The 18,927-nt window shown below is 45.1% G+C and carries 13 protein-coding genes; 2 read left to right on the top strand and 11 right to left on the bottom strand.

Going from position 1 to position 18,927, the window contains the following annotated elements:
• Nucleotides 1-13 precede the first annotated feature (13 nt).
• Together C825_RS13800 and C825_RS13795 are read left to right on the top strand one after the other, a co-directional pair.
• Nucleotides 14-1,201 carry a glycosyltransferase family 2 protein gene (locus C825_RS13800; RefSeq protein ID WP_010802888.1) on the top strand — a complete coding sequence of 396 codons (1,188 nt, stop codon included), beginning with the start codon at nt 14-16 and terminating at the stop codon, nt 1,199-1,201.
• A 107-nt stretch (nt 1,202-1,308) separates the two neighbouring features.
• A complete protein-coding gene (locus C825_RS13795) occupies nt 1,309-2,427 on the top strand; it encodes a hybrid sensor histidine kinase/response regulator (RefSeq protein WP_010802887.1) in 1,119 nt (372 codons plus the stop codon).
• A 33-nt stretch (nt 2,428-2,460) separates the two neighbouring features.
• Here the strand turns inward: C825_RS13795 and C825_RS13790 are convergent, their stop codons facing one another.
• From C825_RS13790 to C825_RS13740, 11 genes are all read right to left on the bottom strand, one after another.
• The gene (locus C825_RS13790; RefSeq protein ID WP_010802886.1) at nt 2,461-2,901 is read right to left on the bottom strand and encodes a GNAT family N-acetyltransferase; all 441 of its coding nucleotides are present in this window, start codon (nt 2,899-2,901) and stop codon (nt 2,461-2,463) included.
• A 284-nt stretch (nt 2,902-3,185) separates the two neighbouring features.
• Entirely contained in the window at nt 3,186-4,481 is a 1,296-nt protein-coding gene (locus C825_RS13785; RefSeq protein ID WP_007656176.1) for a TolC family protein, read from the bottom strand.
• 3 nt (nt 4,482-4,484) lie between these two features.
• Nucleotides 4,485-7,526, bottom strand: a complete 3,042-nt coding sequence (locus C825_RS13780) for an efflux RND transporter permease subunit (protein WP_007656174.1) — start codon at nt 7,524-7,526, stop codon at nt 4,485-4,487.
• A gap of 11 nt (nt 7,527-7,537) precedes the next feature.
• Complete coding sequence (locus C825_RS13775) at nt 7,538-8,590, bottom strand: efflux RND transporter periplasmic adaptor subunit (RefSeq protein ID WP_010802885.1); 1,053 nt, start codon at nt 8,588-8,590, stop codon at nt 7,538-7,540.
• 202 nt (nt 8,591-8,792) lie between these two features.
• On the bottom strand, nt 8,793-9,761 hold the full coding sequence (locus tag C825_RS13770; RefSeq protein WP_010802884.1) for a DNA/RNA non-specific endonuclease: 969 nt from the start codon (nt 9,759-9,761) through the stop codon (nt 8,793-8,795).
• A gap of 108 nt (nt 9,762-9,869) precedes the next feature.
• The gene (locus tag C825_RS13765; protein ID WP_010802883.1) at nt 9,870-12,077 is read right to left on the bottom strand and encodes an alpha-L-rhamnosidase-related protein; all 2,208 of its coding nucleotides are present in this window, start codon (nt 12,075-12,077) and stop codon (nt 9,870-9,872) included.
• Between the two features lie 33 nt (nt 12,078-12,110).
• Entirely contained in the window at nt 12,111-13,865 is a 1,755-nt protein-coding gene (locus tag C825_RS13760) for an alpha-L-rhamnosidase-related protein (protein WP_010802882.1), read from the bottom strand.
• A 216-nt stretch (nt 13,866-14,081) separates the two neighbouring features.
• Nucleotides 14,082-14,882 (bottom strand): rhamnulose-1-phosphate aldolase, encoded by an 801-nt coding sequence (rhaD, locus tag C825_RS13755; RefSeq protein ID WP_007656165.1) that lies wholly within the window; start codon nt 14,880-14,882, stop codon nt 14,082-14,084.
• 42 nt (nt 14,883-14,924) lie between these two features.
• Nucleotides 14,925-15,947: an L-rhamnose/proton symporter RhaT gene (gene rhaT / locus C825_RS13750; RefSeq protein ID WP_007656164.1), complete on the bottom strand. Its 1,023-nt coding sequence runs from the start codon at nt 15,945-15,947 to the stop codon at nt 14,925-14,927.
• Nucleotides 15,944-17,203: an L-rhamnose isomerase gene (locus tag C825_RS13745; RefSeq protein ID WP_010802881.1), complete on the bottom strand. Its 1,260-nt coding sequence runs from the start codon at nt 17,201-17,203 to the stop codon at nt 15,944-15,946. Before C825_RS13745 ends, rhaT begins: the two co-directional genes overlap by 4 nt.
• 205 nt (nt 17,204-17,408) lie before the next feature.
• Nucleotides 17,409-18,884 carry a rhamnulokinase gene (locus C825_RS13740; RefSeq protein WP_010802880.1) on the bottom strand — a complete coding sequence of 492 codons (1,476 nt, stop codon included), beginning with the start codon at nt 18,882-18,884 and terminating at the stop codon, nt 17,409-17,411.
• Nucleotides 18,885-18,927: the final 43 nt, after the last annotated feature.

Here is an 18,927-nt window from a genome sequence, read left to right as displayed (position 1 = left end):
TAAATATAAAACCATGCAAGAAGTATTTTACACTGTAATCGAATGGCTATTTTGGATCGGTATCTTTATAGTCTTCTATACCTATCTGGGATACGGTATATTATTATATGTATTAGTAAAAGTAAAAGAACTCTTCAAAAAACCCATAAGCATAGGATTGCCTGAGCCTCTTCCTGAAGTTACCCTCTTCATTGCGGCATACAATGAAGAAGACATCGTTGCTTCCAAGATGGAGAACAGTCATGCCCTCGCCTATCCGACCGATAAACTGAAAATCGTTTGGGTTACAGACGGGTCGAACGACCGTACGAATGAACTCCTGAAACAATATCCGGAAGTAACCGTGCTTTTCCAACCGCAACGCAAAGGGAAAACAGCCGCCCTGAACCGAGGTATACAATATATAACAACGCCCTACGTCATCTTTACGGATGCAAATACCATGCTTAATAAAGAAGCCGTGCATGAAATTATCCGCCAATTCTCCAATCCGGAGGTCGGATGCGTAGCCGGAGAAAAAAGAGTGGAAACAAACACTGCCCAAGGAGCTACGGCGGGAGAAGGTATTTACTGGAAATACGAATCAGCCCTGAAAGCATTAGACTACCGGTTGTATTCGGCAGTCGGAGCAGCAGGAGAGTTATTTGCCGTACGGACGGAGTTATTCGAACAAATGCCGTCAGACACCCTGCTTGACGACTTCATTCTTTCATTACATATTGCACAAAAAGGATATAAAATAGCCTATTGTAAAGAAGCCTACGCTACCGAAACCGCTTCCCTCAATATGAAAGAAGAAGAAAAACGCAAAATACGCATTGCTGCCGGAGGACTGCAATCGGTCTGGCGTCTGCGAAACCTGTTCAACATCTTCCGTTATGGTATGCTTAGTTTTCAATTTGTGAGCCATCGTGTCTTACGATGGACCATTACGCCGGTCATGTTATTTCTTTTAATACCATTAAATATAATATTAGCCTGTTATGGAGGGTTTACTTATATATTTTTACTACTTTTACAAGTCGCATTCTATATAATGGCTTATGCCGGTTATATGATGGAACAGAAAAATGTTCGAAACAAGTTGTTTTTTATCCCCTACTACTTCTCTTTCATGAATATAAATGTGATAAGAGGTTTTTTCTATTTAGCTGGAAATAAAGGGAATGGAGCATGGGAGAAAGCAAAAAGAATTCAATAAAAAAAATAATTCTAAAATGTAACAAGGAAAACGCCTGTAAATTCAAACATTATTAATATTTTTGCGTACGCATAGTGATTGAATATCAAGAAAAGTTTAAATTTGATATGGATAATTTAGCAGCAGGATATACAGTATTGATCGTTGACGATGTACCAACCAACGTCATGTTAGTACAAGCTATATTAAAAAAAGAAGGCTACAGGCTATTAACCTGTGACAGCGGAGCCAAGGCTTTACGTCTGGCACATGACAAGCACCCTAATCTCATACTATTAGATATCATGATGCCGGAGATGGATGGATACGAAGTATTACAGCATCTTAAAAGTAATCCGGACACAAACGATATACCTGTTATTATCATGTCGGCCCTGAGTGATATGCAGAGTATAGTAAAAGGTTACCAGCTCGGAGCAACAGAATATGTGACGAAACCGTTCCAGAGAGAGGAATTGGTTAAGCGCGTAGCTCACCGTTTCGAGTTATTCAGCATTAAACGAATTAAGCAGGAACTGGAAAACACCATAGAATCCCGTGACACCCTTTATTCCGTTATCGCCCATGATCTGCGTTCGCCACTAGGTTCTCTGAAAATGATGAACAATGCGATCCTTATGATGGTAGATAAGGACCAGGTAAGTCCGGAAGTATTTGAAATGCTCCAGATGATGAACAAGACGTCGGAAGAAATCTTCCTGCTGTTGGATAATTTGCTTAAGTGGGCTAAAAACCGTCTGAAGAAACAAAATGTATATAAACAGGAAACTGATATAAACAGCCTGGTTTCAAGCACAGCAGAAATATATATCCCGATGGCAACCCAAAAAGGACTGACTATCCAATTACAGGACATGGACAAAGAATTATCCGGTTTTGTTGATATAGACATGATCAAAACAGTTGTCAGGAACCTTATTTCAAATGCTATTAAGTTCAGCTTTGAAGGCGGAACCATTACTATCGGTTCCAAGATAGAAGGAGACCATGTTGTTATCAGCGTCAAAGACTCCGGCAAGGGGATAAAGAAAGAAGACCAGGAAAAGCTGTTAAAACAGAATACTCACTTCACATCCTATGGAACGAATAATGAAAAAGGTTCCGGATTAGGTTTGATGCTTTGCAAAGACTTTGTTGAACAGCATGACGGAAAGCTCTGGTTCGAGTCGGAAGAAGGTAAAGGTTCCACATTCTTCGCATCCCTGAAAGCGTTGAGTAAAGAATAAAAAGAAACTATATAATGAAAAAGGGAAGGTTCATCACCTTCCCTTTTTCATTATAACCCGATTCAAATCTGAAGCGAACCGCTTATATTCAATATCCGGTATGGTTTCTCCGGAGGAAAGAACAACTAACGAATGATCCGGATATCCATTTCTGTAAGCCGGATGGGTATGAGGATACGGATTTTCTACAAACCCATGTAACTGATAAAAATGCAGGCGGGCAGCAGAGACATTATCCGTAACAGGGTCTATTTCTAATAATACACGCCCACTTTCCTGCTCTATCAGATTCTTCAGAATCAAACCTCCCAGACCTTTCCCGCGCTCATTCGGATGGATTGCAAAATGTTCCACATACGTATAACTATCGAATCTCCAATAAGCGATAAAGCCCAATAAAAGATCATTGACCGGATCAATATGACAATCCAAATGATACCGGCTGTCTGAAAACGCGTCCTGTTGCTGCTCCACAGTCCGTTGTTCATAGATTGGGAAACTTATATCATATATGTTTCTAAAAGCAGTATCCGCGGATGATCCGTTGCTGTCAATCTTATAATCTCCATCTTGTTTTTGTGTTCTTAAACGGATACAAAGATAAAAACTAATGCTTTCTAACCTGCAAGCAATTGTATTCAAATATAAACATACAACCTTTATACTGTTTCATTACTATGAAACAAATGTTTCTCCCTAATGAAACAAGTGTTCCACTAGGGAGAAACAGATTTTACTTAGTATGTATTTTCCAGAGGTCACTGCATCCGTCGGATACCAATAGCCTTATTATACTGGGCCAATGATGCTTTTTGCTGGTACCAGGTCTGGATCAGGCTGCTATAAGACTGTATCCATGACAACTGGGCAGAAAGGACATCGACGATGGGTAGCTTACCTTCGTTGTAACTGAATGTATTCAGATCCAGGTTCTCTTCTGCTATCTTACAAGCCTCTTCAGCGACATCGATCTGTTTAGTATTCTCTGTCAGGCTTGTCCATGCATTAGCCACTTCCTGAGTGATCTGGTCGCGGGTATTATCCATTGCATACTCTTTACTGCGCAGCACGGCTTTTTGGGAATTTACTTCCTTGAAACGGGCACCCCAACGGAACAAAGGAATCTTTAAAGAGGCAAAGACAGCCGGTGTCCATAAGTTATCGGAGCCTTTTACGTTTAACATAGGAGTTCCCCATGTGCCTTGAAAACCGACAGACAGGGTCGGATTATATTTTGCTTTTGATAGGTTGATCTGTCTTTTCTGATACTCGATGTTCAGTTTGGAGATCAGGTAGTCCGGCCGGTTTTCCAATGCTGCCGATTCACCGACCTGCATAGGCAATGGCAAAACCATCGTAATAGAGTCTGTAATCGTTATCGGCTCCATTGGAGGGACGCCCATCAGGACATTCAGATTCTGCAATGCAATCTGATAATCCTTATAAGCGGCACTTTTATTCAACTCGGCTTCCTTTAAACGGGCCTGTACCTGCAACAGGTCAGTCTTGCTGATCTGTCCGTCCTGAAAACGGAGAGTCAGCACGTTTGCCAGTTCCTGTACAATATCGACATACTGTGTCATTACAGCGTACATGCCTTTACGGGCGGCTACAGACCAATAGTTCATGTCGGCAGCATAAACGATGTTATCGGTCGTCAGCTCTTCGGCCTCAGTAGCGATCTGACCCTGGATTTCGGCAGCCTTATAATTGTTGTAAATTTGTCCGCCGGCGTAAATAGGCTGGCTTACTGTGGCACCAAGACTATACGTATTATGGTCCATTTCGATACCGGGTATGCCATCTCCCATTCCCAATTCGTATTTATTTATACGGTATTGATAACTTCCGGAGAAATCCACAGCTGGGAAGAATGCTGTTTTAGCAGCTTTGATAGCATGCTGCATTGCAATCCGTTCTTCCGAACTTTGCTTGATCTGACGGCTGTATTCAAGTACTTTTTCTTTGTATTCGGCTGCCGTAATGGGCTGCACCTGTGCTTTCGCAGACAGGGCACCCAGTAACATACAACCTATTATCAGTTTACTTTTCATATCTTATTCCGATTTAATCTTAAAGAAAATACAATAGGTAACCGGAAGCACGAAGATGGTCAGGATGGTTGAGACAAACAAACCTCCCATGATCGTTGCGGCCATACCTGCAAACATCGCGTCTCCCAGCAACGGAAGCATACCCAGAATCGTTGTACCCGAGGCCATCGTTACAGGAACGATACGTGTCTTGGTCGCCTCGATAACGGCATTGACAGGAGCCAGTCCGCTATCCATTTGCAAACCTATCTCATCGACAAGCACAATCGCATTCTTTATATTCATACCGATCAGTCCCAATAATCCCAGCATCGCAAAGAAGTCGAGCGACTTGCCGAATACCAGTAATCCCAGTACCACACCGATGAAGATCAACGGAAGCATAGCCATGATCAGCACCGGTTTACGGTAATATTTCGGGAAAAGGAACAACAGGGTAACATAGATCAGACCGAACATTAACGGAATATTGGCGGCAATCGCTTTATTACCTTTATCCTGTTCGCTTTGTTCTCCGAAATAAGTCATCTTATAACCTTCAGGAACCTGTATTTGTTTCTGGGCTTCTGTCCAAAGATGGCTGAAAGCAGCCATGGTGTTGGCGCCGCGTTTCGGTTCACATTGCATCATCATGTATGGCTGACGGTTGTAACGTCTCACTACATTATATTCATAATCGAGAGAGAAATCGTCGATAACCTGTTCAACTTTGACGGAACGTCCTTTGGCACTGTAAACCGGCAATGTTCTAATATCGTTCAGGTTCATAGAATCCCTGTCGGCATCCTTCATCAGGATAGGCATGAAGACATCGCCTTCACGATATTCACCCAATGGTACACCGTTCGTTGCCGAACGAAGGGAATAAGCAACCTGCTGGCGGGTAATACCCAGGCGCAGACCTTTTTCCTGTGAGTACATCGGTTTCCATACCGGTACTTTATTCCCCCAGCTGTCACGCACTTCCATCACCTGGTCGTACTGACGGGCAATCTCTTTGACTTGTTCCGTTAAAGCGACCAGTGTATCCACATTGTCGCCGATAAAACCGATCTCGATAGCGGCATCAGGTACCGGAGACAAGGCGAACAAGGCTGAACGCGTCAGGATATCAGGATAGTTAGCCACCATATAGTCATAGAATTTACCTTCTTCCGCCTGTGCATCCTCCGCCTTTTTAGTCTCAATCAGCACATTGGCAAAGTTAGGTTTCGGACCTACCGACGAACTTGCCAGGTAATAACGAACCGGTGAACCTCCCAGGGTAAATGAATATGACTTGATATTCTCGTTCTTGCTCAGATAATCTTCGATCAACTTAACATTCTTCTCCACGTCGTAAATACTGTACCCTTCAGGGAAGATCAGGTCGGCACGGAAATAAGGTTTGTTCATGATCGGGAAGAAACTCTGCGGCATGATACTCATAATAAATAAGGAGAGGAACAATGTCGCAATCACGGAAGTAATAGTTATCCATCTGCGTTTGATCAGACGACCCAGCACCCCTTCGAATTTATGATACAGTTTCGTATCGTACGGATCCTTCGACTCGCCCGGTTTAGCCTCTTTCAGGATAAAGTTACCGAAAGTTGTTGTCTGAGTCAATGCCAGTACCCAACTTAAACCTAATGAAACAGCCAATACGATAAACAACGGTTTAACGATTTCGGCCACTGAAGCCGGAGCCAGATACATCGGCAGGAATGAACAGACAGCGATAAAGGTAGCTCCCAGCAATGCCCATTGCGGTTTGGTCGCTCCATCGATCAGAGCCTGATAACGGGACAATCCCCGCTTGATACCGACCTGCGCATTATCGGTTACAACTATCGCATTATCCACCAGCATACCCATCGCAATGATAAAGGCGGCCAGCGAAGTACGATTCAGTCCGACACCCCAGATCAACATAAGCAATAAAGTACCGCCCACCGAGAAGAGCAGCGAACTACCCACCAGCATACCGGCACGTGATCCCATCACCAGGAAGATCACCACAATTACAATCAGCAACGATTCGATCAGGTTCAGGATAAAACCATTGTTTGCCTCGTCTGCAATCTTGTTTTCCGGATAGATCGTTTTCAGGTCCATTCCAACAGGGAACAATTGTTCCATCTCCTGGAGGTGGGCAGCTACATCATTACCGACAGCCACCACGTCATCTTTAGCCCCTGTTGCAACTCCGATACCGATAGCACGTTTGCCATCCACACGCATCAGATTGGAAGGAGGATCCATATACCCTCGTTCCACAATAGCAATATCTCCTAAACGGACTTCACTACCGCTTTTGGTTACGATCAACTGGTCGCGGATATCCTGGATATTCTTATAGGTTCCTTCCGCCCGGACACGCAACTGGTAATTACCCGTATTGATATCTCCGGTATTTACCAGCAGGTTTTGCGTTTGCAACACTTGCTGTATCGAGTTCGGGTCGATACCAAGATTTGCCAGTTTAGGAACTGAAATCCTTACATTAATAACTTGTGTCTGTTCACCGAATAGATATACTTTCTGAACACCGGGAACGGGAGACAGCTCCGTCTTGATCTTCTGAGCCCAGTCACGTAATTCATCATAGGTATAACCATCATCCGCACTCAAAGCGTAATAGATACCAAACACGTCTCCAAAATCATCGCTGACTGAGATGGAAGAAGCGCCACTCGGCAGGCGGGGTTCGATATTCGCCACCTTACGGCGAAGTTCATCCCACTTAACGGGCATGTTGTCAGGGTCGAGTGTCGGCTGAAGTTCAATCGAAATCTTAGACATACCGAAATAAGATTCAGACTTGATCTGAAGCACGTCAGACATAGACTGGATCTCACGTTCGATTGGCTCGGTGACCAGTTTTTCTACCTCGAAAGGAGTCGCACCCGGATATTGTGTAACAAGCACAGCCTGCTTGATCACAAAGGGAGCATCTTCCTTCTTCGGCAATTTGAAGAAAGAATATACACCACCTATCAGCATAACAGCCAGGAAGAAGTATATAATCTTCGAATTCTCTAAAGAATATTTTGGAATATTCATTGCTTATCCTCTTAATCTGTTAATACTTTTACTTGTTGTCCGTCGACAAGGCGGGTTACTCCGGCAGTAACGATCTGTTCTCCGGCTTTCAAACCTTCGGTTACGACAACACCGTCTTTGCCGACCAGTTCTTTTTCCGTAATCTTACGACGTTCTACTTTCGAGGTCTGCGGGTTATAGACGAACACATATTTATTACCACTGTTCGGTTCGTCGGCAACGATAGCAGACAGCGGAATCAACACGGCTCCTTCATTGAAGCTCTTGCTCTCTATGTTCAGGATTACACGACAGGAGAAACCTACGGCTACCTTATATTTGTTCAGATTAAATTCGGGATCATCAATATAAAGGAATACCGGTACGCCGGAACCATCGGGCGAGGCTTCCACATATTCTTTTACTTTCGCTTTGAAGCGGGTTCCTTTGTAATTGTCAAACTCTACAAAGATACTGTAGGGAGTGGAGAAGTAAGTGATATTCGTTTCAGGCATTGTAAACTGCACCTGCAATTTGTTCGGGTTTATCAGGCAGACAATACCTTGTCCCATCTGTACCTTCTGATAATTCTCTACATATTTCTTTTGGATGAAGCCATCGAAAGGAGCACGCAGCTTAGTCTGCTCCAATGTGTTCTGTGAGTTCTCGAATGCTGCCTGTGCATTGGAATAAGCAGCTTTTGTCGATTCATACTCCTGTTGAGAGATTGCCTGTTTAGCCAGAAGTCTTTCTGCACGTTGCAGCTGTGCCTGTGCTGTCTGGAAAGAAGCCTTTTTGGCTTCATAATCCCATTTGAAATCCTGTGGGTCTATTTCGGCTACGATTTGCCCTGTACGTACTTTCTGTCCTTCTTCGACATTCAATGAGATCAGTGGACCGGACATCTTAAAAGCCAGGTCACTAAATTGATCAGGCGATACAACACCGCTAAATGATTTTTCTACCATATCCAAAGATGTCACTTCTTCCAGCTTCACCGGACGAGGGCCCTGTTCCTTTACCGGAGGCTGGCTACATGACATCAATGCTGTCAATACAAAAACGGGAATCAATTTACCATTCATGATAACAACTTGATTTAGTTATTTTAGTTACTTATTAATTATATATGCTTGTATACAGTCATATAAAACTATGCGTTAAGTCATAGCTATACAACATTCATTTTCCACTAATTGTTCTAATTGCGCCGCTCCTTCGGAACCGAACGGCAGCTACTTATATTTGCTTGTTTTATTTCTATATTGCTCGTACAAACTACTAGTGTCAAAAGGACCAACTGTCCCAATCTATTTTTGCTTCCATTACCCTTTCCTGTTCATCGGGAACAGCCGGAAAGAAATCAATTCCCGTTACTTTTTCCACACTATCGACAGGTATCACCATTGACTTCAAAGAAGTCTTTTTATAATCCTTATTTTCCAGAATGAACGCAATTGCTTTATATTCGCTTCCCGAAACATAACAAATCACTTTGTAAAACGCGCCAGGAACACCTACTCGATTCTTTCCCATCCGTTTCATATTGTCCGTAATTACAGGACCGGTAGCAATCAGCAAAGATCCGTAATCTTTCGCCCATAAACGGCTCTGCTCTTCCAGTTCTTTCCAGATACCCCGGTTCAGCGCCGGTTTCTGCGGACAGATATTACTGAAATAAAATGATTCGCGCATTGCCTTTGCCGACCACTTCATGTCACCGGCAGGAGCCATATGGCCACGGTCGTAACCTGTACGGGTATAGTCTTCATTCGTTGCTGTCGCACCTTTTACCATCGGGTCCGGTACGAATTTATTAGAACGTTCCGTCTTTTTGCTTTTCGCCTCTTCGGCAGTCAGCTCGTAAGCTACCCAGTTCGCAATCTTATAATCTGAATTGTAGGATACGGTATATCCTTCGTGACGGATCACTTGTTCGGAACGTTTAGCCTTCAATTTAGGGATTTCGGCATTTGCCGGAACTTTAAAAGTAGTTGTTTTCGGACGAGGAGGAACAATGGCAGGCTTTTTATCTGCCGGTTTTTCCTTTACAGGATCAGCAGGCTGCTTCTTCTGTTCCACCGCCACAGGCTTCTTACCGGAAGTAGGATAGAAATAGTTAAACACATATAACAGGCCGATAAAACAGATAACCACTAAGGCCGCAAGAACAAATATACGCCTGATTACAGAAACTAAAGATGCCCCCTGATTCTTCTTTTTCCGCGATTTTGCTTTGCCTTTTCTTTTTGCCATTGATTAATAACCATTTATTCTCCGCCGCAAAAGTAGATAATGTGAGATTATTAAACAATATATAAACCTTAAATATATTCGTCAGAATTAATACAAAAAGTGCCCCGATTAAAAGGGGCACTTTAAATTATAGGTTCCGGAGCCTATCTGCTGTATCTTTCCTTTCGGAGAAACGACCTCTGCACTCGTCTGTTCCGGAACTTGTATTTCCATTAATATAGTACGTCCTGACTTGCGTAATTTCACTTTTATATCTCCGTAATGGGTAGGTACTGATGCCGATGCTTCCGTTAAAGACCCCATCTGAGGTTTTATGCGGAATGTACGGAAACCGGGAGATGTCGGTTCAATACCACACACTTTCTGACTCAGCAGCGTCAGTGGTCCTCCGCTCCAGGCATGGTTGATCGTACCTCCTCCGAAACCTTCAGCGCCGACTCCCCAACCTTCAAATAAGGTTGTATAATCCTTATAGCTTAACATACCGGCATACCGGTCACGCATCCTCTGCAAGGCAACCTCCGGGGCATTCATCTGAAAAAGAGCTTCCAATACATACTTTTCCATATAAGGACTGGCATGATATTCTTTTTTCAAGACCTTCAGTATGGCAGGATACTTGTCTTTTGTCGCCAAACCGGATAGAACGGCCATAGCCTGCGAACGGTCGTCATCCTTGCCATGATAACCCGGAGAACGATATGCAGTGCCGGTCCAGAATTTCGTATTAAAGCATTTCTCAATACTATACATCATACGGGTGATCTCTTCTGCATCTGCTTTCTTACCCAGTTGAAGTGCAAATTCCTTTTCTGCTTTCAGTGCCAGATAATACCAGCAGTTCGTCAATACCCCCATATCGATCTGTTCGCCCCAGTCACCCCAACTCCATTCACCACTGCGTTCGATGGGCAGGCCACTCTTATCGACCTGCCATGTTTCATGCAGATAACGATGCAGGCGGTCATAAATAACCGGAATAAATGTACTGTCTCCGCTATAATAATACTGTGTATAGAAACCATACCAACCCACCGAAGCCAGCATCTGCAAAGGCAACTCCTTCGACCAGTTACCGGCAGGAACAGGAGCAAACAATGAGCCGTCAGCACGCTGCCAGTTCATCAGTTCATAAATGCCTTTAACGGCCAGTTTATGGGAAGAAGGAGAAAGTGCATAGAAAGCCTCTCCCAACTCGTTCACCTCGTCTCCCCACCATTGAGCACGTTCGCGTTCGGGACAATCCATATAATTGTCACGCATCGTTATATATAATGTTCTCGCAGAACGTTTCCAAAGTTCGTTCAGGAAAGAATCGTTACATTGAAACGATCCGGCAAACTCTGTATCATAGCCGGTTTCACGATACTTAACTTCCAGTACTTTTACTCCTTCGGGAAGAATATACCACATCTCATGACCGCTCATCCAGCCGTAACTTTCATACTCCTGTATGCCGTTGCGGGTGACATATTCGGCACGGATATTTTCTGGTCCTCCACCCCGATAATTATCCGTCTGCATATGGATTGTCGCACCTTCCGCCGACTCCACTTTCAGATAGGGTGTAAACTGGCAGTTGTAAGGTAAACGGCAGAACAGGGTATCGCCTCTCTCCGACCGGCGAACACCCGGATACTCCTTTAAACCAAAATCCTTAAAGAGCGGAATAGGACGTTCAACCAGGTTTCCCAAAGGCGCTTTACCAACCACTGAAGCGATCTCGGCACCAGGAAACGCATTCTTATAACCAGGTAGGTTCCATCCTTCCAATGTTCTGCGGGCATCGAAACGGATATTGCTTTCCGACAGGCGATAGTTCGGATAAGGAGCACCGGTATTCTGATAAGCATCATATACCCTACAACTCCAGCTTTTATCGGATACAATCTCTATGCCGGGAGCAATCGCCTCAAATAACAAGGCTGCCAGTCCACTGTTCACATGACTGAATCCGTTCTTACCAAAATGCCACACCAAAACAGCGATCGTATTTTCCCCCGACGTAAGGTAAGGAGCAATCTCTACCGAATCGTAGTAAGTATCATAAGGAGAAGGACCGCGTTTCAAGCCTCCTTCAAACACCACCATCCGGCCGTTGATCCATAACCAATATTTACTGTCGGCTGCAATATGTGCGGTCAGTGTCCGAGGAACTTCAGCCAAAGTTACCGTTTTACGATAGGCCAGCCAGGTATTGCTCGCACTCTGGCATTGTTCCGTATTTATCCAGTTTGCTTTCCAGTCCGTTTTCGTTTTAGCTTCTGCCGAGGCCAAAAATCCGGCGCATACACACAATAAGAGATACTTTTTCATAATACGATCGCTTTTACAGGTTATCAATTTTATTTAATTCTCCAGATAGACTTTCACACCGTCCGGAGCCTTTACTTCGCTTTTCACTTTACCGTCCGCTCCTTTTTCGTGACGGATCGTTATTACACCCTGCGGAGTCGGGAAAGTTCCTTCCACCCATTTTAAATCGCCCAGATGCGGGGTGATACGGACTGCGCGGCATCCCGGTTCCACCACCTGAACACCCAATACATATTCACTCAGCCATGATGTCGGACCGGAAGCCCAGCCATGACACAAACTATGACGGAAACCTTTATAGCAATAATCACCATAATCACCGTGAATATCCTTTTTCCCTTCAGGCACAAGTTCGTCGATACGTGCGGCATTCGGAAGCCAGTCCATATTGAAATCTTCCCAGAACGTAGTAGCACCCAGGTCGATCATCGCTCCCCAATACTGACGAATCACATCGATCGCTCCCTGATAATTCCCGGCAGCAGCCATTGCACGCAACATATAATATCCGTAGAAAGTAGAGAATCCACGTGCCCCACCTACTGACAGATATTTACTGTTTGCCTCTTCCGGTTTCATCAAACCAGCCAGGGCCAATAAAGCCGCACCCTGTTTTGAGCCCGGAGCATCCGGTGCTATTTTAGATTTCAACAAAGGCTTGATCACCTTCGGAGCCGCCTTTTCCATTTTCTTCGCCGTTTCACGACATTGGGATGCCAACACATCGTCACCAAGTGTTGTACATAATTCATCGCCTGCCCTCATAGCCATCAGAACCAGCGATTGCAGACCGGCATCGATCGCCACCTGATTCTCACTTGACGGCCAGTCCATGAAACGCCATCCATCCAGTTTCTCACGTCCGTCTGCATCCACTTTAGAAATCAGGAGGCGCAGAAGGTCGCTCATATAAGTTTGCTGCTCTTTCAGGTAAGCCACATCTCCATGGTGATAATACCAGTCACGCTGGATCAGCAACCACCAGATCGAATAGGCGCTGATACCATTCATCCAAGCGGGAAGAGGCGTTACATCGCGGATCAGGTCAAGGCTCTTTGGGACGACTTCGTTATAACCGAAAACAGTATTTACGGTCATCACTTCCGGATGCATATCACCCAACCAGACCAGACGGTCACGCTTAATACCATCCCAAAGATATTCCTGCATATTCAAATGAACCGTATACGCACCGGTCTGCCAGATTTTATTCAGCCGTTCGTCACTACTTCGGAAAGAACCTTTGTACGGGATATCACGGAATGTAGAAATAGCACGGATTTCTTTCAAGGAAACTTCCGTAGAATCGCTCATCAGGTCTATACGGGCAAAACGGAAACCTGAATTACCGACTTCCAGCACACCCAACCAGGGCAATGTGACAACAAAATCACGTATTGCATGGTCATTACTGGCCCCGTTCTTCCCATCAATTTCACACATGGCTTCACTGACGGATTCTCCGAAACGGACACGCATCTTTATAGGGCTTTTATTGGAAAAAGCACCGGTCACAATCTGAATCCCTCCCTGAAGTTCTTTCCCGAAATCAAACAAAAGGGCCGGATGCTCTTCTGACGTACTGGTCATCTTACAAAGGGCACGATCTGTTAATTCTGCCTGTCCGTTACCCGGCAGGAGCAGTTTATCACCATCTTTTATCAATTCGCTATGTTGTTGCCAGACAATACGCGTCGGGGAAAGATATTCGCGTACCCGGCTGTCGCGTTGCTGGGCCAGTACCGGCAGGGAACATAAAAGAGTAAGAAGTATAAGTATCTTTTTCATGGTATTATCAATAATGAATCAATTTGCTTCTATGGACAGGTTTAGTTATTATCAGATATGAGCTATCTTGTCCCCGTGCTTGACACGGGCCGCAGAAGAACCAGCAATATCAAAAGATACATATAGGATACGGTCTGTGCCTTTGCGATCCCGTATCAAACACGGGAACGGGATAGCTCATTTCTTTCTAATTTTGAACCTCACACGCTACAGGAACTACAACCCAAAAGCAGGAACCAGATCATCCAACTGCTGGTCGGTCATTCCTGCCGGTTCATAGCCGGCCATGCGGGCACTCAGATAGATTTGAGCAGATTTTGCCAAGGTGTCGATTGCGTCAAAACATTCGATCAGATCTTCACCGACCGCCAGGATTCCATGTTTTTCCCAGAATACAACATCATGTTTTTCCAGTTGTTTGATCGTTGCATGTGCCAGTTCGATCGTTCCCGGTATTTCATAAGGGACAATACCGACACCTTTCGGTACGATGATACGGCATTCGGGGATCATGCCCCATAATGTCCGGGTGATCACCTGCGAATCGAGGAATGGTTTACAATGCGTCATACCGATCAGTTCTGTCGGATGCGTATGCAAAACGACCTTGTTATCACGTCCCAAGGAACGGAGATAATTGTGCATCATCAGGTGAGACGGCAGTTCGGATGTCGGGGCGACAGGTTGTTCGGCAATGATCTCATAGCTTTTTCCGTCCGGTGCTATCCGGATCAGCGAACCATTTGCGAACGGGTCCTGTGCGACATACCGCATCCGTTTGCCTGTCCCGGTCACATAAAATACATGTCCTCCAAGGGCGGTCATCGCTTCCTGCAACTGAATAGCAGGAGCAAGTGCCGGCAATTCCATTTCTTCCGGTGTCAGTAAACCGGTTAGATTAACAGATATATTTCCTCCATTTCTTTCGGCCCATCCTTTTGTCCAGAGATAGCCAGCCACCTCAGCGATACGGCCAATTTCAGCCATCAAAAGGCTGTTGTTTCCAATTGTTGTCATTTTTTTCTATATTAATTGCTTCGGGTATTCCCGAAAAGTCATCTATAAACTCGGTAACAGCAAAGAGAATATCAGTATTCCCATACCGGTAATTAATACGATAATCGTTTTCCTGCTAACACCTTTCCATTCATTCAATATGATTCCCCAAACATTACTGAATATGACATTCAGCGACATCAGGATACTCCATGAAAAGGCAAGCATTACCGGAGAGTCAGAAAAATAACTCTTTCCCATGCCCAATCCGAAGAACTGTGAATACCAAAGAACTCCTGCCAGCGCACAAAATAAAACATTATTCAATAATATCTTACCCGGAACGGAGAAATAATCTTTCCCTGTTTTATTTTTTATATTCTGGAAGATACAATAGGCTGCATTCGTCAGGAAGCCACCCATTGTTACCAACAGGATCACCGGATTCAAAGCAAACAAATCGCTTGCACCAGAGGCTTTCGCTTTTTCCAGTATCGGAGTTCCGGATTCAAGGCCCAGATTAAAACAGGCACTCATCACACCCGCCAACAATGCAACCAGCAAACCTTTCGTCAGGGCAAAGTCTTTCACAGCCGCTTTCTTTTCCTCTTCCGTCATGTTGCGGGCACGCAGACTACCGGCATAACCGATCACTGCGATACCAGCCAACGTTACGCAAACACCCAGCAAAAGGATCAGTCCGTCGCCATGAAATAAATCCGTCCCCCCGAATACTGCCGGAAAAAGCGTACCGAATCCGGCACAGGTACCAAGAGCGATACTCTGCCCCAGGGCTATTCCCAGATAACGCATGCTAAGACCGAATGTCAGACCTCCCACGCCCCACAGCATTCCGTAGATTACAGCGCCGGTACTTCCACCGGCACTCCAGAGTTCAGTCAGGCTATTTCCTTCTGGAATAGCGAGTTGTGCGCCCAGATAAGGGAAAACGAGCCAGGCAAAAATACCCTGGATCAGCCAGAAGCTCTCCCAACTCCAGTTTTTCACCTTATTGATCGGCACGTAGGAACTGCTTTGCCCCAGACTGCCGATGGCGATAATCAGTAAGCCTATCAGTATATTCATCTGCGCTTGCTTGTTACTTCCGCTTCATATTTTTCTATTTCTGCAATGTAATCTTCCCCTACAGGAACATTATTTTTCAAACAGTACATATCCCATACGGCAGTCCACGGAAGGCTTTTCAATTCTTCCTGCAATGCCAGGCGCTGGAACAGTTTATCTTCCGATTCATATTGCTGCAAAGTAGCAGACGGTTCAAGCAAGGCTTGCAGGAATGCTTTCAGTGTGGCACGGCAACCGATCACATAAGCTCCTATGCGGTTGATCGTAGCATCAAAATAATCCAGTCCGATATGTACACGGTCCAATGCATTACAACGGATGATCTCACGGGAAAGGTCCAGCAGGTCATCGCTCAATACAACCACATGGTCGCTGTCCCAACGGATCGGACGGCTCACATGAAGCATGATCTCAGGAGTGAACAACAGCATGGAAGAGATCTTATCGGCAATGCTTTCCGTCAGATGGAAATGTCCGGTATCCAACGTTACGATTTTGTTATTCTTAGCTCCATATCCCAGATAGAAATCGTAAGAACCGACCGTATAGCTTTCCAGTCCGATACCGAACAATTTAGCTTCGATGCAATCCTTCATGTTCTTATACTCCGTTGCAAAGATTTCGTCCAGCGAATCTTTCAGCAACTGGCGGTATTTGATGCGGCTTGCCGGCACTTCCTTGGAACCATCATGTATCCAGAGGTTCATCATACAGGGATCGTTCTGGTAAACACCCATCGCCTCACTGATCGCACGGCAGCGTTTCGTATGTTCGATCCAGAAGTTACGGATCGAATCATCCGGATTAGCCAACGTCAGGTTTCCGCTTTTAGGATGTGAGAAAGAAGTGGAGTTGAAATCGAGTTTCATATTGTTCTCTTTCCCCCACTCCATCCAACTCTGGAAATGGGCAGGTTCCACTTCATCGCGATCCACTTTCTTTCCTCCGAAATCGCCATAGATTTCATGCAGGTTCAAACGATGAGTTCCCGGGATAAAAGAGTTTGCCGTCAGGATATCGGCGCGAACTTCATCTATATTACGCGCTTTGCCCGGATAATTACCGGTCACCTGTATGCCGCCCGAAAGCGAGCCGTCCGGATTCTCGAATCCCGTCACGTCATCTGCCTGCCAGCAATGGAGTGAAAGACTGATTTTCTGCAACTTTTCAAGTGCACTGTTTACATCAACGTTTACAGCAGCAAAACGTTCGGCTGCCAAATCAAATGCTTCTTTTACTTTCTTTTCAGTATTCATGGTATGCTTTTTAATTATTGATATTGTTAATACTTTATTATACTCCAAATATATAAAAGCCCTTGTCCCCGCACCCGATGCGGGGACGCATAAAAACAGGCCTGATCGATTCGATATTCATATGACCGGTTCTCATGCGATCCCGCGTCAAGCGCGGGAACAAGCTGACTTTTACTATCACACTGGTCTTTATTTATCTTAATTATTATCGTTTTACAACCTGTAAATACCGGTCGTAAACATCTTTCCAAACAGTCTCATCCTGCGGCAGGAATGTTTCGGTCTGAATAGAATCAGCTATCAACTGCCGCATTTCCCAACGGGTGGAGACGATACCGGCAGACCGTGCCTGTACCATACCGTTCCCGATCGCCGTTGCTTCCGAAGGGCCGGCAATCACCAGCATGCCGATCGCATTCGCCGTAAACTGATTCAGCAGGTTATTTTTCGAACCTCCGCCGATCACATGCAACCGATCGATCCGGAAAGGCGCCATTCCCTTCAACATCCGGATCACCTCATTATAACGAAGTGCAAGGCTCTCGAAGATGCAACGGATAAAATCGGCATCCGTTTCAGGAACAGGCTGCCCTGTTTCCTCACAATAACCGGCAATAGCCTTTGTCATACACGTCGGATTAGCAAAACGGGGATCGTCCGGATCTACGAAACGTACAAAGGGAACAGCCTGCCCGGCCAGCTCCACGATTTCAGAATAAGCATAAGCACGCCCGGCCTTCTCCCACTCTTTCCGGCATTGTTCCAATAACCACATGCCGGTAATATTTTTCAGGAAGCGGGTTGTTCCCTCGATACCGCCTTCGTTTGTAAAGTTATTCTTATAGGATTCTTCCGTTATGATCGGTTCTTCCGTTTCAATCCCCATCAAGCTCCAGGTCCCGCTACTCAGATAAGCAAAATGCTCATCCCTGGCCGGAACAGCAGCTACGGCAGAAGCCGTATCATGCCCCGCTACAGCAATAACAGGTATCTTGCCAATGCCGGTTTCCTCCGCCAGAGCATCCGTCAGTTCCCCGACAAGCGTTCCCGGCATCACCACCTGCCGCACGATAGACGGCGAAACTCCTGCCGCTTCCAGCAAGGATGGTTCAAATTGTTTCGTAACAGGATTAAGCAACTGGGATGTGGAAGCATCCGTATATTCACACACCTTCTTGCCCGTTAACAGATAAGACAATAAGTCAGGAATGAAAAGTATTTCTTCAGCATTTCTCAAAGGTGCAAAATCTTCCTTCCGGGCACGGAACAACTGAAAGAGACTATTAAAGTTCATAAACTGGATACCGGTCAGCCGGTAGACTTCCTCACGCGGCACCAGGCGGAAATATTCCTCCAATGCACCTTCCGTATACGGATCACGGTACGCCCTGGGCAACCCCAGTAAAGAACCATCCGAAGCCAGATAACCGAAATCGACTCCCCAGGTATCGATCCCGATCGAATCGACCGGGATATCTTCCCGGGCACAAAGGGAAAGACTTTTCTTCAGTTCCTCATACAGATTATATATGTTCCAATAATATTTCCCATGCAATTCCAACAGGTTATTAGGGAAGCGGTGAAGTTCCCGCATTTCAAATTTGCCATTCATTAATGACACCAAAACGGCTCTCCCGCTTGTAGCTCCTATGTCAAATGCTAAAAAGTTATGTTTCTTCATGCCTGCAACAAAGTTATTTGTTTTACAGAAGCAAAAGTAAAAG

The organism is Parabacteroides sp. ASF519 (assembly GCF_000364265.2).
Classification (GTDB): domain Bacteria; phylum Bacteroidota; class Bacteroidia; order Bacteroidales; family Tannerellaceae; genus Parabacteroides; species Parabacteroides goldsteinii.
Note: the sequence above shows the minus strand (reverse complement) of the source record. Positions and strands in the feature narration are given on the sequence as shown.